This window comes from Polynucleobacter sp. 80A-SIGWE (assembly GCF_018882295.1).
GTDB lineage: Bacteria > Pseudomonadota > Gammaproteobacteria > Burkholderiales > Burkholderiaceae > Polynucleobacter.
The window spans coordinates 675,023-688,831 of the sequence record NZ_JACVOR010000002.1 but is presented as its reverse complement, the minus strand read 5'-3'; the positions used below and the strand labels follow the sequence as shown (position 1 = coordinate 688,831).

Genomic DNA, 13,809 nt, shown 5'->3' with positions numbered 1-13,809 from the left:
CAGATGACAAATCTGCCCTATTCCGCCTGAATCGAGAGGTAAACGTTATAGGCATTCATACGGTTTGCAGCCCTAAATAAGGGCATTCCTTCGTATTCTGACCAATCTGTCTGCTTATAGGCATCCTCGAAAGGATCCATATTGACAGCCGATTTGGTCATTGATTCACGTAAATACTTCAAGTATTCCCTAGTAAAGCGGATATCTTCGGTTGGATTTGTTGAATAGGCGCCATGACCCGGAATCACGGTACTGGGATTTAATGCCTGAATTTCATCCAAAGCATGCAACCACCCCCTACTATCCGCATTGCCCACAAAAGGAATGCGACCTCGGAATACTAAATCTCCAGCAAAAAGCACCTTCTCTGATGGAACGTAAATGATCAAGTCTTCCGGAGCATGAGCTGGGCCTACCCTCCCGATCTTGAATTCAATTCCCCCGACTGTCAGCGTATAGCTTTGATCTATCCATACATCAGCCCCCGTTAACTTAGTCGAGGAATTAACCCAAGGGGCGAAATCAATCCGGGAAGCAATTAGTCGCTGCTTTGCGGTTTCAGATGAGAGGTAATTTCTGCCCTCGCCTTGCGCATAAATCTTTGCGCCAATATTTCTAAACTCTTGCAGACCATACACGTGATCGGCATGGTAGTGAGTCACAATGACTGCGACAACTTTCTGAGGCGTGATCTTTTTAATTTCAGCAATGAGCTTTTTTGCGAGAACCGGCGAACCTAATGCATCAACAACCACTACACCCTTAGGTGTAATTACAAAACCCGCATTGGAAATGAAATTTTGATTCTTGCTGTTACCCATTTCTGCAAAGCCTTGCACGAAATAAGTGTGTGGCGCCACCTGGATAGGCTTAAGAATTAAATCATCCGCAGCAAAAGCCGTGGTTACAAAAAAGAAAAGTGAGAAGGCGCCTAGGAGAAGCGATCGCATCTGAATGGCCATCACAGCTAAAAATTAAGGCTTTATGTAAGCGAAATGATTTTGGTACTGAAGGTCAGCAACACGAACAACCCCAGATGGCGTGAAGTCAGTATCGAGAATAAATTGATCTTTCTTGAGATTGCGATTCTTTAAGGTAATTTCACAGACCTCAAAACGAACACCACGAGACTTCAATGCGCCAACTAGGGGTGCATATTCAATTCCATTCTTCTTATCTTTTGCACCTTCCATCATGATGTCCACCCCATTGGCATGAGTAACAACAATGATCTTGGTTTGTGGGGATACATCCAAATGATTGCGGATATTACGTAGACCTTTAATGCCTTGAGTCTCCGCATCATCAATGTGATAAACCACTTCAGTGGGACCTGCAGCATGAGCAGCTAAAGTAAAAAAAGCTAAAGAAGCTATGAGGCACTGAAGTAATTTTTTCATGATGTATCGCTGATTAGTAATAATTAGATTGAAACCATTCCGGGGTTATTTTTTACGCCTTTAATGATTGGCTCGTTTAGCTTCACAGCCTTCACAACCTTCACATCACGTAAATGACGCTCAATTACATCCCAGATCGGCTCACCACCAGCATTTCTAGCCTCTTCACTTACCGGAGCCCAACCGGCGACCTTATAAGTCTTACTTGGGTCAATGTCCTTACCATTCAAACGCATATCGCTAATGCGTTTACCTGCAGATGCTGCAGGGTCGATCGTGTATTGCATACCACCGACACGAACCATGTCACCACCCTGCTGGTAATACGGGTCAGGGTTAAACAAGTTATCTGCAACGTCTTCAAGAATGGTCTTGATAGTCTCACCAGTCATATTCGTAACTGTGGTGTATGGATAGGTAATAGCAGTTTGATCTAATAGGTTCTCGCGGGTGATAGCCTGACCTGGCAATAAGCTGGTACCCCAGCGGAAGCCTGGAGAGAATGCAATCTCTGCATTCTTTTGAGCCATTAAACCATCCAAAATCAACTGATCGAAACTGCCATTGAAATTACCTCGACGGTATAAGAGACCATCTGTAGTTGCTAACTTCTCATTCAACTTTGTCTCGTATGGAGCGCGAACTTTAGCGATTAGCTTATTCATAGCCGGATCAGCCGGAATCATATTGGAGAAAATTGGGAAGAGTTTGTAGCGGAAATCTACTGGCTTGCCACCCTTCACATCAAAATCCAGCACGCCCAAGAACTTGCTATTTGAGCCTGCATTGGTAACCAAAGTGAAGCCACCGGAATTCTTCACCTTGACTGGAATTGGTACACCGTCATGCGTATGTCCTCCCATGATTGCATCAAGACCGCTTACACGTGATGCCATCTTCAAATCAACGTCCATACCGTTATGCGAAAGCAATACGACAACCTTTGCTCCCTTGGCCTTCACTTCATTAATTGTTTTTTGAAGATTCTCTTCCTGAATACCAAATGTCCAGTCAGGAGTGAAGTAACGTGGGTTGGCAATTGGCGTGTACGGGAATGCTTGACCAATGATGGCCACTTGAATCCCGTTTTGCACTTTCATTACGTAGGGATTAAATACAGAATCACCAAAGTCTGCGGTCTTAATATTTTGGGCAACAAAAGAAACCTTGCCCTTGAAATCGCCATTGACGATTTCCATAACGCGCTTCTCACCAAGAGTCATCTCCCAGTGAGGAGTCATGACATCAACACCCAACAGCAAGGCTGCGTCAACCATATCCTGACCATTAGTCCAAAGCGCCGTACCGGAGCCCTGCCATGTATCACCACCATCTAATAGCAATGCGCCTGGACGGCTTGATTTAATTTGCTTAATCAAGGTTGCCATATGGGCGAAGCCACCCATCTTGCCGTAATTTTGTGCAGCAGCCACATAATCTAAATAAGTGAATGCATGAGCATCACGTGTGCCTGCTGCAATACCGTTAGCCTTGAGGAAGTACTCGCCCACCAAGTGCGGTGTCTTGCCTTCTTGGGCACCAATACCTAAGTTAACGTTAGGTTCGCGGAAATAGATTGGCAGGAGTTGCGCATGACAATCTGTGAAATGCAGAAAGTGGACATTACCGAATTTCGGCAAGTCATAAAATTTTTGCGCAGTAGTTTGTGCGCTAGAAAAATTAGATTGCAAACTCATACCACCAGCAGATGCGATAGCCAATGCTTGCAAAAACTCACGACGATTCAAAGACATAGTATTTCCTTAAGAAAACAGGCCTTTCGGCCTGTTTAGATCTGTTATTTATTTACAGGTGATTCTGGATCAAGTAATAAAGCCATGACATCTTGAATCTGCTGCTCATTTAATAGCTTGAAGTGAGCAAAACGAGGCATATTGCTGCAAGCGTTATATGCCTTGGAGTTATTAATGCGATTCCAGGTATAAGTTACAACCTCTTTGGAATATCCGCGTAATTTTCCATAGCCCGTTAATGATGGGCCAATATTTCCATAAGAAATTTCTTTGGCATCGATTTGATGACAGTTATAGCAACCACCGCCAATTACCGTATCAGCCTTGTCGGACCAAGTGGCCCCGCGACCGCTTTGAGCAATTTTTTCGCCATTCTTCCAATCGCCGATGTACTTGCCATCAGAAGGTTGTTGAATAGAGTCCATATTGATCTTCTGGATCTTCTCACGCATTGCTGCACCCTGCTTGCTATTGGCGAACTGCGGGTCAGAGCAAAACTTCTGTGTTGCATCCTGATCAACGCGATTCAATCCGGCGATACCTTCAGCTCGGAAACTGTCTTGAATCATCTTATTGAATTTGGGATCATTTTTTTGCTGAGCAAGTGCAGGCGTCTGCAATAAGCCAGCTGCAAAAATAAATCCAGAAATAGCTAAGAGTTGTTTTAAGTGTGTCATTTTCATTTTCGTCATCTCTTATCTATTAACGCTTCAAGCCAGGTGTTTCAACTGTGCCACCATTGGCAGTCTTAGCCATATACATAGACAGGGCAATAGTCACATCAGACCCATAAATCGGGAATGGGAAACGTTGTTGGCGGAAACAATCATTTAGACGTTGCTGCATTGTCCAAAACTGTCCACTAGAAACTCGGTATGCAGGCCAGTAACCCCAACCCAAAGCTGCGCCCTTTTGCTCTGTGATGTTTGGTAGATCTTGCAAGCGAATACGTTTACCATTTTCAGCATGGCAAGAAGCGCATGAGAAGTCCATAGGACCGCCTTGGAAGAAGAAGGCTCGCTTACCTAGGTCATACATTTCTTTTTCTTTTGGATGGGCAGTACTTACCTTGATCTTGTCACCCTTAGACTGGGTTACAACGTAAGCAACAATCGCCTCCATGTCCTTCTTAGGACCCTTTTGGAATGGTGCATCGATCATCTCTTGTGGGTCACGACCTTGCAGAACTTGCATACAGGTCATCAAGCGGGATTCAAGATCCTGAACCTTATTGGTATCTTTAAAGTAGCGCGGCAGTTGTGCAGAAGCACCTTTGACTACGCCTGGGCCTAAGCCTAAGTTACATTGTTCAAGAGTGGCATTCTTGGGACCGGCTGGTTTTTTCCATAAATCTTCACCTGCCGCCTCGTAGAGCTCTGAAGGGTTGCCATCTGCAATCATCTCTCGATATTTGGCAATATCGTCTGTAGCACTTTTTTGTGCTGACACCGAAGATGTCATTGTTAATAAAGTTGCTACCAAACCAGTAGCCAACCCTAAGGTCAATTTACGCTGCATTTCCTACCCTTTCAGAACCATGGAGGCGGTGAAGAATTATTAAAGCAAAAGCTATTAAGAAGCGGTTGCTTCGTCAGTGCGCTTATCGCCCTTGCTATCGATCCAAGTTACAGCAATCTTGTCTCCCTTAGCGCCCTTGTATTTGAAGTTCAAGAATGGATCCTTAGAAACTGCTGGGCCAAATTGACCATTGAATACATCTTTGCCATTGGCTTTTACATTAATTGTGCTGATGAACCAAGCAGGAATTGTTTTGCCAGAAGCGTCTTTACGCTGACCTGATTCCATGTCATGTTTCATCAAAATTTTTACATCTACAGTTCCACCGTTTTCAGCAGCTCTTACGCGCATTGGATCAGCCATTTTGGTTCCTCTTTTATTCTATGTTTATGTATTAAGTTTGTGTTGTTTGAAGTGCGGTATTAACCGCCGCAACCACCAAGCGTTACTTTGACTTCTTTAACAGCCATATTCCATTTGCCATCAGCTTTTACTAAGGCGTAAACATTGGATGTTTGACCCATCTTGATACGAGTAGTTACAAAAGAATCTGTGCCTGCTGGGATGAAGAATTGTGCTGCTAGTGCGCTCGGATTCTTTTCAACCAAAATAGCCATTTGCTCTGCCTTTAATGTTGTAGTAATTCCAACTGGAACTACAGCACCATTTTCAGCAATATCTGGAGCATTCAAAGTAACAGCAGACGATTTGTCTGGGCTACCAGCACCAAGGATTTTAAAAACGTCATCAAGACTTTTGCCTTCAAATGCCGCTTTATTCCACTCTTGCGCTTGCGCTACGCTAATGAGCCCGGTTGAGGCCATCAGACCAAATACTGCTGAGTACTTCAATAGACTGCGACGCTGCTGATTCATAAAAACTCCTTTATTAATCTTTACCTACAAACATAAGCTATTTTGCTTCAAAACCTTCAATTAACTACTAAATTTAAATCATTTACTGCCAGAAAGCATCCAAGTTACCAAAGTCTTGCGATCTTCATCGGAAAGCTGAGCTTGGGGCGGCATTGGGATCGAGCCCCATACCCCAGCTCCACCCGCCTTAACCTTAGTCATTAACTTATCTAGGGCACCGCTTTGACCGTCATATTTCTTGGCAATATCAGCTATAGATGGGCCAACTAGCTTTGCATTGGGAGCATGGCAAGCAGAGCAATTCTCACTTTGGAACAAAGCTGCTGGACCCTTTTTAGCGGTTGAATGGGTGTCAGCTGCATGAGCAAGACCTGCTCCAGAGGCGCCAGGCAATTGTTTAATCGGTGGCTTAGTAGTATCTGCACCTCGATAAGGGCCGTACATGCGATTTTGCTCTGCAATATTCTCATGCGCATTTCTTGCGAAATCAGGCAATGTTGAGCCAATTTGAACAAAAGGCACGCAGTTATGCATACAGGCATTTCCATTGACATCAGGCTTGCCTGTCACGTTCCAGAAGCCATGTTTAGTGGTCATACCATTGCGATTAGGCATTTTGACTTCTGCAATATTGGTATTACTCAGAACAAAATCATCGGGAACAATTTCCCCAAGACTCAAGATGAAGGCAACTAAAGCGTAAGTGTCATCAGGAGTTAGCGACCTTGGCGCATTCCATGGCATTGCACGATAGATGTAGTCCCACAATGTTGAAACCGTAGGCACTTTCATTAAGGTGGTTCTTTGGGGTTGCTTCATATCCTTAAGAGAGGCAACGCGACCAGTCTTTACATCATCCTTAGTCGTTCCACCTGCAATCGGAGTAAAGATTTCATTGGACTCGCCAAATGTGCCGTGACAGCTTGCGCACTTAGCCTCCCAAATTACTTGCCCCTGTTCAACTGAGCCAGATCCCTTTGGCAAACCTTTGAAGTCGGGGCGTACATCAATGTCCCATGCTGCAACCTCTACAGGAGTTGCCACTCTTCCAATACCAGGGAACTTAGCCGAACCTGATTGGGCGAATGATGACTGCGCAGTAATAACGATGAGCGCAGCGAATCCTAAACGGATACTTAATTTATCCAACTTGAACATTGCTCACCTCGCCATTTGAATCCAATTTCCATGATTGGATTGCATTGTTGTGATAAATCGATCGCGTGCCGCGAACATTACGGAGTGTCTTGATCGAAGGCTGGATATAACCTGTGTCGTCCATCGCTCTTGATTGCATGATGGCTGGAGATCCATCCCAAACCCAATCGATATTGAAGCGAGTAATAGACTTCGTAAGAACCGGAGTCTCTAGGCGTGCAGTACGCCAGTTATTGCCGCCATCAAATGAAACATCAACACGCGTAATTTTTCCACGCCCTGACCAAGCCATACCACTCACGTTGTAGAAACCTTTATCTAACAACTGCTGGCCACCTGATGGAGTGGTAATAACCGATTTACATTCTTGAATTGATGCGTATTGGCGATGATCTCCATTGGGCATGAGCTCAATATAGTGAACAGCCTCATCTTTAGCATTCCATGGCATATCGCCTACTTCTAGGCGACGCAACCATTTAACCCAGCTAACGCCCTGCACGCCAGGAACTACCAAGCGCAATGGGAAACCATTTTCAGGGCGCAACATCTCACCGTTCATAGCCCAAGCCACGATGGTGTCATTCAGGCAACTTTCGAGGTTGATAGTGCGGGTCATACCAGAACCATCACCACCTTCGGCCAGCATGAACTTCCCTTTTTTGAGATCAGCACCACACTCTTCCAGCAATATCTTTAAAGGAACACCGGTGAACTCACAGCAAGAAAGCATGCCGTGTGTATATTGAACAGTAGGTACAGCAACGTTGCCCCACTCTAATCCAGTGTTAGCGCCGCACTCAATGAAATGTGTACGGGAAACAGATGGCAGACGCATCAAATCATTCATCGTGAATACACGTGGGTTTTTCACTAAACCATTTACCATCAAGCGATGGGTTTCAGGGTTAAGGTTGTACCAACCCTGGTGATGACGCTCGAAATGTAATCCGTTAGGTGTAATAGTGCCAAATAAACCCTGCAATGGAGTGAAGGCAACCGAAGCCGCAGAAACTCGGGTTAAGCCTGGAGACTCACGACGAATTAAGTTTGACTCGTAAATAGACGGTACGCCATACGGCATTGTTGCAACGTTCTTGCCGAGAGTGGTTTGCCATTCCTGTTTTTCGAGAATGGCTGGATCACCCTCACCTGCTGCCATCGCATAAGGAGCCACTAGACCAGCCGCCGCACCACCAATGGCCGACATAAATCCTTTGCGCAAGAAACCGCGACGCTGTTCATCCAAACCATTGGCATTGATATCGGCAATTAGCTCTTGAGAAATAAAATGTTCCGGTGCCTTTACTAAACGTGCTCGATTGGCCGGCTTTTCGATAGCGCTAATGTCCTGCGCACTAATCTCTATTTGTTTTTTGGTCATGTGATCTCTACTTTGATGAATAGATACTTCAAAAATTAATGCAGGTTCTCGGCAATCTTGGCGCAAACCGTTTGGCACATCTCGACAGTAGCGTTATCTGCAATTGAGTAAAAAACTGTTGTACCCTCTTTGCGCCTAAGCAAGATCCCCGCCTTGTGAAGCGCTGAAAGATGACGCGAAACATTGGCCTGACTGGATCCACATAACTCAATGACTTCAGAAACAGACTTTTCACCGCTGCACACCGCATACATGATGCGAAGGCGTGATGGCTCAGAAAGAACATTGAAATATTCAGCAACGCGAGCGAATATCTTTTCCATCTGTATTGGAGAAAGATCTTTGGTGGCTTTTTTGACTTTTGCTTTTGTATTCAATGGTTTTAACTATATATGCGTATACGTGCATATAGTAGACACCTAAGACCCGAAGACTTATATAGTGGGATACCCTAGCCCGCAAAGGCAATACAATCAAAAAATGGATATTGATGCAATTCTGCTGTCCTTAAAGCTCGCTTTTTGGACCATGGCTTTGATGCTGCCATTTGGTATATGGGTAGCCCATAAGTTGGTGAAGCTCAATAAAAGCCGACCTTGGGTTGAGGCTGCCTTAGCGCTTCCTTTGGTACTCCCGCCGACTGTGTTGGGATATTACTTCCTGGTTTCATTTGGCAATACCAGCTTTTTTGGCATTCCATTGGTATTTTCTTTCACCGGAATTCTGATTGCCTCATTAATTGTGAATATCCCCTTTGCAATTCAACCCATCCAGAGGGCGTTTGAGTCTATTAATCCTGAAATCAGGGAGGCCGCTCAAGTGAGCGGTCTAAGCAACTGGCAAATCTTCCGCTTGATAGAGCTACCACTCTCTTGGCGAGGCATCACTGGTGCAGCAGCCCTTACATTTGCCCACACTCTTGGAGAATTCGGTGTTGTACTTATGGTTGGTGGCGCAATACCCGGGGAGACAAAAACTGCCTCTATTGCCATTTATGACAAGGTGCAGAGTTTTGATACCTCAGGTGCAGGTTCTTTAGCGCTTGTACTCCTAGGCATATCACTTGTGTGCATAGCACTCTCATACGGAATATTTGGTCGCAACCCAAATCGTCGCAGAGGTATCAGCTAATGCTAAAGGTAAAGATTGGCCAGCTATTGCCGAGCCCGCTTCAAATTAACCTGGAATGCGCGCCAGGTGAACTTCATGCTTTGGTTGGGCCCTCTGGAAGTGGCAAAACTACAGTCCTAAGAACTATTGCCGGCTTAAACAAGCCTGCCAGCGGAAAAATTGAATGTAATAGCGAGACCTGGTTTGAGGCTGATGATCTAGGGAACAAGGTGCAACAACTGTCCCCTGCAGAACGCTCTTGCGGATTCTTATTTCAACAGTACGCACTGTTTCCGCACCTCACTGCTTTGGGTAACGTATTAATTCCACTGCAAAATTCTGGTCTTACTTCATCTGAGAGAAAAGAAATCAGCATGGATTTACTTGGGAGGATGGGCATAGCCAGTCTTTCTGATCGCATGCCCCATCAATTATCCGGAGGCCAACAGCAACGCGTTGCACTCGCTAGAGCTCTGGCAAGGCAACCCAAAGCCTTGCTCTTGGATGAGCCGTTTTCAGCAATTGACGCCCCAACACGTCAAGGCTTATATAAAACCTTAGCTGAACTGCGATCAGATTTGAATATCCCCATCCTCTTGGTTACCCATGACTTACGAGAGGCTGATTTATTGGCGGATCGAATTACTGTAATAGACCAAGGTATTAGTCTGCAGACAGCAGCGCCACAAACACTATTTCAGAAGCCAAGAAATTCAAGGGTTGCTGAATTAGTGGGTATCAGCAACATGTTTCATGGCGTCTTTGATGCTGGCAAATTAAGCTGGGATGGTTGCGAGCAAGTCTTTAACGTTGCTGACAAAGGGAAGATTCCACCTAAAGCACGGGTGGCTTGGGTTATTCCCCAGAGTGGCTTAAGTGTTCATAACGTACCAAGTAAGGTCAGCGTGCCAGCTATCGTTGAAAAGATGAACAGTCTTGGTCAAATAGCGGTCATCCAGTTGAGAATTCAGGAAAGTGAAAACACGATTGAGTGGGAAGCCTCATCTGCAGAAGTGAAAAGACTGCACATGGAGGTTGGCTGTCTAATGCATCTTGAGCTTGATGGAAATCAAATTCACATCATGCCTTTAAGGCCAATTAACGATCCGCGTAGATTTCAGGAATCTACAATCCCTACTTAATTTTTCGAGAAACTAAGCCGAGTAAAGCTGACATTCCAGTATGCCTCGGCCCCTCAGATAACTCTTTTTCGTAGCACTCGAGTTCGAGGATTTCAAATCCTTGACTGAGTTCACGCATCATTTCTTCTGTATATAAGTGCTCAATTAGGGATGGGCCGCCTGTTTTATATTCCAATTGCTTGGGTGTATAGCCCTGCAGAATAAATAGGCCGCCAGGTTTTAAGGTTTGATGTACTTGTTTGAAAATCCTAGCGCGCATTTCTGGATCAGCAAATTGGATAAAGATCCCAATGACTGCATCATAAGCATTCTCCTGCCAATCAAAACCATCGGTATCGCAGAGGCTATATTGAATGCTAACTTGATTCTCATTGGCAAATTGCTTAGCCTTAGCAAGAGCGATATCAGAAACATCAAAGCCGGTGACACGCATTCCCTGCTTTGCAAGCCAAACGCCATTCCGCCCTTCTCCATCAGCAATGCAGAGAACAGAATTATTGGGTTTTAGATATTGAGCAGTTTTCTGAACAAGGAATTCATTTGGCTCTTTGCCAAAGATAAATTCTTCCTTATCAAAACGCTCATTCCAGAACTGGGTAGCATCAGCAAAACTCATTTAGGCCCTGACCTTCACTTAGCGTTGATGAAATTACTTCTTCAGACCGCCAACGAGGTCATTCTTCAAATCAATCACATTTTCAAGTCCAACCGCGATACGAACAAGGCCATCAGTAATGCCGGCAGCTTTACGAGCTTCTGGACTTACACGGCAATGGGTTGTTGTTGCAGGATGCGTAATCGTGGTGCGAGTGTCACCCAGATTTGCAGTGATCGAGCAAAGTTTGGTTTGATTGATAAGTTTGAATGCAGCCTTCTTGCCACCCTTAAGAGTGAAAGACAAGATAGCGCCGCCCGCTTTTTGTTGGCGCTTAGCTAAAGCATGTTGGGGATGTGACTTCAGGCCAGGATGATAGACACGCTCTACTCCTGGCTGCTTTTCTAACCATTGAGCGATTTCTAATGCGTTCTGACTCTGCTGCTTCATGCGCAACTCAAGAGTCTCTAAACCTTTTAAGAAGACCCAAGCATTGAACGCTGAAAGTGTTGGTCCAGCTGTTCTTACATAGGGAAATACTTTACCCATGATGAAATCATTGCTACCTACAATGGCGCCACCAACTACTCTGCCTTGACCATCTAAATACTTCGTTGCTGAATGAATGACTACATCGGCGCCTAATGCTAGCGGTCTTTGTAAAGCTGGTGTGCAGAAACAGTTATCGACCGCAAACAGAGCCTTTGCCTTTTTTGCAATCTTAGATATAGCTTTGATGTCTGCAATTTCAGTTAATGGATTGGAAGGCGTTTCCAAATAAAACAACTTGGTATTTTCTTGGACGGCATTCTGCCAAGCCTTGGTATCAGCCAAGTCTACATAAGTAGTGGTGATGCCAAAGCGCCCCAAAATATTGCTAAACAATTGGATGGTGGCACCAAAAACAGAGCGAGAGCAAACCACATGGTCACCCGCCTGCAGATGAGACATTGCCATTGTCAAAATAGCAGCCATTCCTGAGGAAGTTGCAATACAGGCTTCACCGCCCTCTAAGGCAGCAAGACGATCCTGAAACATGCTGACTGTAGGATTGGTGAAACGAGAATAAATAAAGCCTTGATCTGCATGGGCAAAACCATCTGCAGCCAATTCAGCGCTATCGAAGCAAAAGCTAGAAGTCAGGAACATCGCTTCTGAATGCTCTTGATATTCAGCTGTGCGACGAGTTCCAGCGCGAACCGCTAAGGTTTCAAGCGCAAGTTTTGAGAAATCAGGTTTTTTGCGGGTAGTTTTACTCTTCATACCGCTATTTTGACACCGAATTACAGAATTGCCTCAGACACGCATGCCTGAGGAACTCGATCGTTGTTTTTAGTCTTCTGTAGCCAAATGCAAATGCAGTTGCGAGCGTGCAAAGTCGCTGGAGTCACGTTGACGATCAGCCTTAGCCTCAGAGGTATTGCGAGCCGCCTCTAAAGCATCCAAGTAGGATTCGTTGATATCGCCAGTGATGTAATGACCATCGAAACACGAGGCTTCAAAGTGCTGGATATTTGGATTAATGTCCTTCACAGCCTGCTTCATATCTTCAACGCTTTGATAGATCAACTGATCAGCGCCGATCATCTTATTGATCTCTTCATCAGTGCGACCATAGGCAACTAACTCGCTACGAGTTGGCATATCAATACCGTAGACATTCGGGAAGCGTACTGGAGGTGCTGCAGAAGCAAAAATCACTTTCTTAGCGCCAGACTCGCGCGCCATCTGCACAATCTCAAATGAAGTTGTGCCTCGAACGATAGAGTCATCCACAATCAATACTGTTTTGTCTTTGAACTCAATACGCATAGCATTCAGTTTTTGACGTACTGACTTTTTACGTACAGCCTGACCTGGCATGATGAAGGTTCTACCGATATAGCGATTCTTAAAGAAGCCTTCGCGGTAATCAACACCTAAACGCTTGGCAACCTGCATTGCTGCCGGACGACTGGAGTCCGGAATCGGCATCACAACATCAATCTCGCCCGGAATCGTTTCTTTACGAATTTTCTCGGCAAGGTAATCACCCATACGCATACGTACGTTGTAAACAGTAACGCCATCGATCGTCGAATCAGGACGAGCCATGTACACGTATTCAAAAATACAAGGTGTCAGTACTGCATCGGCTACACATTGACGTGAGTAAAAATTACCATCTAAATCGATATAGATTGCTTCGCCAGGATTGACATCGCGCACAAAAGTAAATCCAAGGCCATCAAGAGCTACTGACTCAGAGGCAATCATCCACTCTGGACCTTTAGGTGTATCGATACGTCCAATACATAAAGGACGAATACCAAATGGATCGCGGAATGCCAATAAGCCATAACCAGCAATCAATGAAACAACCGCATAAGAGCCTTTAACGCGCTTAGTTACCTGGGTAACGGCGTTGAACATGGCGCCCTCATCCAATGCAGCGCTATTGGTTTCTTTTTGAAGTTCATCAGCAAGAACGTTTAATAGAACTTCTGTATCGGAGCTAGTGTTGATATGACGACGATCGCGATAGGCCATCTCGACACGCAGGCTAGCCGCATTGGTAAGGTTACCGTTGTGGGCCAAGATAATGCCGTAAGGTGCGCTAACGTAGAACGGTTGCGCCTCTTCCTCACTACTAGCAGAACCAGCAGTTGGGTAACGAACCTGACCAATGCCGGCGCTACCTATCAGACTACGCATATTACGAGTTCTAAATACATCTCGCACCAAACCATTTGCCTTATGCATCGTGAATGAGTTGCCATTCATTGTTGCCATACCGGCAGCATCTTGACCGCGATGTTGCAAGAGCAACAGTGCGTCATATATCAGTTGATTAACTGGGGAGTGGGAAACTGTTCCAACGACGCCGCACATAA

General features: G+C 45.1%; 15 protein-coding genes. 2 read left to right on the top strand and 13 right to left on the bottom strand.

Annotated features, from left to right (window positions below; translation table 11 throughout):
- Positions 1-17: 17 nt before the first annotated feature.
- The 10 genes from ICN25_RS08285 to ICN25_RS08240 all read right to left on the bottom strand — a co-directional run bounded on the left by ICN25_RS08285 (position 18) and on the right by ICN25_RS08240 (position 8,466).
- Entirely contained in the window at positions 18-950 is a 933-nt protein-coding gene (locus ICN25_RS08285) for an MBL fold metallo-hydrolase (protein ID WP_255536732.1), read from the bottom strand.
- A 24-nt stretch (positions 951-974) separates the two neighbouring features.
- A complete protein-coding gene (locus ICN25_RS08280) occupies positions 975-1,400 on the bottom strand; it encodes a DsrE family protein (RefSeq protein ID WP_216181304.1) in 426 nt (141 codons plus the stop codon).
- A gap of 23 nt (positions 1,401-1,423) precedes the next feature.
- Complete coding sequence (gene soxB / locus ICN25_RS08275) at positions 1,424-3,154, bottom strand: thiosulfohydrolase SoxB (RefSeq protein WP_255536731.1); 1,731 nt, start codon at positions 3,152-3,154, stop codon at positions 1,424-1,426.
- Positions 3,155-3,198: 44 nt separating this feature from the next.
- Positions 3,199-3,837 carry a sulfur oxidation c-type cytochrome SoxX gene (gene soxX / locus ICN25_RS08270; protein WP_216181301.1) on the bottom strand — a complete coding sequence of 213 codons (639 nt, stop codon included), beginning with the start codon at positions 3,835-3,837 and terminating at the stop codon, positions 3,199-3,201.
- A 19-nt stretch (positions 3,838-3,856) separates the two neighbouring features.
- Positions 3,857-4,672: a sulfur oxidation c-type cytochrome SoxA gene (gene soxA, locus ICN25_RS08265; RefSeq protein WP_216181298.1), complete on the bottom strand. Its 816-nt coding sequence runs from the start codon at positions 4,670-4,672 to the stop codon at positions 3,857-3,859.
- A gap of 54 nt (positions 4,673-4,726) precedes the next feature.
- Positions 4,727-5,035: a thiosulfate oxidation carrier complex protein SoxZ gene (gene soxZ / locus ICN25_RS08260; RefSeq protein ID WP_088527539.1), complete on the bottom strand. Its 309-nt coding sequence runs from the start codon at positions 5,033-5,035 to the stop codon at positions 4,727-4,729.
- A 59-nt stretch (positions 5,036-5,094) separates the two neighbouring features.
- Complete coding sequence (gene soxY, locus ICN25_RS08255; protein ID WP_216181295.1) at positions 5,095-5,547, bottom strand: thiosulfate oxidation carrier protein SoxY; 453 nt, start codon at positions 5,545-5,547, stop codon at positions 5,095-5,097.
- A gap of 78 nt (positions 5,548-5,625) precedes the next feature.
- Entirely contained in the window at positions 5,626-6,705 is a 1,080-nt protein-coding gene (locus ICN25_RS08250) for a c-type cytochrome (protein WP_216181292.1), read from the bottom strand.
- Entirely contained in the window at positions 6,689-8,044 is a 1,356-nt protein-coding gene (gene soxC / locus ICN25_RS08245) for a sulfite dehydrogenase (protein WP_370624732.1), read from the bottom strand. Before soxC ends, ICN25_RS08250 begins: the two co-directional genes overlap by 17 nt.
- A gap of 80 nt (positions 8,045-8,124) precedes the next feature.
- Positions 8,125-8,466 (bottom strand): metalloregulator ArsR/SmtB family transcription factor, encoded by a 342-nt coding sequence (locus tag ICN25_RS08240; protein WP_216181285.1) that lies wholly within the window; start codon positions 8,464-8,466, stop codon positions 8,125-8,127.
- A 103-nt stretch (positions 8,467-8,569) separates the two neighbouring features.
- On the opposite strand from ICN25_RS08240, the gene modB reads away from it, so the two are divergent.
- A complete protein-coding gene (modB, locus tag ICN25_RS08235; protein ID WP_216181281.1) occupies positions 8,570-9,220 on the top strand; it encodes a molybdate ABC transporter permease subunit in 651 nt (216 codons plus the stop codon).
- On the top strand, positions 9,220-10,341 hold the full coding sequence (locus ICN25_RS08230) for an ABC transporter ATP-binding protein (protein WP_216181277.1): 1,122 nt from the start codon (positions 9,220-9,222) through the stop codon (positions 10,339-10,341). Before modB ends, ICN25_RS08230 begins: the two co-directional genes overlap by 1 nt.
- Here ICN25_RS08230 and ICN25_RS08225 read toward each other — a convergent pair.
- The 3 genes from ICN25_RS08225 to purF all read right to left on the bottom strand — a co-directional run bounded on the left by ICN25_RS08225 (position 10,334) and on the right by purF (position 13,807).
- Positions 10,334-10,957, bottom strand: coding sequence for a bifunctional 2-polyprenyl-6-hydroxyphenol methylase/3-demethylubiquinol 3-O-methyltransferase UbiG (locus ICN25_RS08225; protein WP_216181275.1), 624 nt, complete (start codon positions 10,955-10,957; stop codon positions 10,334-10,336). The two genes, ICN25_RS08230 and ICN25_RS08225, sit on opposite strands and share 8 nt — an antisense overlap.
- A 33-nt stretch (positions 10,958-10,990) precedes the next feature.
- A complete protein-coding gene (locus ICN25_RS08220; protein WP_216181273.1) occupies positions 10,991-12,199 on the bottom strand; it encodes an O-succinylhomoserine sulfhydrylase in 1,209 nt (402 codons plus the stop codon).
- Positions 12,200-12,268: 69 nt separating this feature from the next.
- Positions 12,269-13,807, bottom strand: a complete 1,539-nt coding sequence (purF, locus tag ICN25_RS08215) for an amidophosphoribosyltransferase (protein WP_216181271.1) — start codon at positions 13,805-13,807, stop codon at positions 12,269-12,271.
- Positions 13,808-13,809: the final 2 nt, after the last annotated feature.

Coding starts and splice junctions, on each gene's coding strand:
- ICN25_RS08285 (WP_255536732.1), bottom strand. CDS start 950: ATGCGATCGCTTCTCCTAGGCGCCTTCTCACTTTTCTTTTTTGTAACC.
- ICN25_RS08280 (WP_216181304.1), bottom strand. CDS start 1,400: ATGAAAAAATTACTTCAGTGCCTCATAGCTTCTTTAGCTTTTTTTACT.
- soxB (WP_255536731.1), bottom strand. CDS start 3,154: ATGTCTTTGAATCGTCGTGAGTTTTTGCAAGCATTGGCTATCGCATCT.
- soxX (WP_216181301.1), bottom strand. CDS start 3,837: ATGAAAATGACACACTTAAAACAACTCTTAGCTATTTCTGGATTTATT.
- soxA (WP_216181298.1), bottom strand. CDS start 4,672: ATGCAGCGTAAATTGACCTTAGGGTTGGCTACTGGTTTGGTAGCAACT.
- soxZ (WP_088527539.1), bottom strand. CDS start 5,035: ATGGCTGATCCAATGCGCGTAAGAGCTGCTGAAAACGGTGGAACTGTA.
- soxY (WP_216181295.1), bottom strand. CDS start 5,547: ATGAATCAGCAGCGTCGCAGTCTATTGAAGTACTCAGCAGTATTTGGT.
- ICN25_RS08250 (WP_216181292.1), bottom strand. CDS start 6,705: ATGTTCAAGTTGGATAAATTAAGTATCCGTTTAGGATTCGCTGCGCTC.
- modB (WP_216181281.1), top strand. CDS start 8,570: ATGGATATTGATGCAATTCTGCTGTCCTTAAAGCTCGCTTTTTGGACC.
- ICN25_RS08230 (WP_216181277.1), top strand. CDS start 9,220: ATGCTAAAGGTAAAGATTGGCCAGCTATTGCCGAGCCCGCTTCAAATT.
- ICN25_RS08225 (WP_216181275.1), bottom strand. CDS start 10,957: ATGAGTTTTGCTGATGCTACCCAGTTCTGGAATGAGCGTTTTGATAAG.
- ICN25_RS08220 (WP_216181273.1), bottom strand. CDS start 12,199: ATGAAGAGTAAAACTACCCGCAAAAAACCTGATTTCTCAAAACTTGCG.
- purF (WP_216181271.1), bottom strand. CDS start 13,807: ATGTGCGGCGTCGTTGGAACAGTTTCCCACTCCCCAGTTAATCAACTG.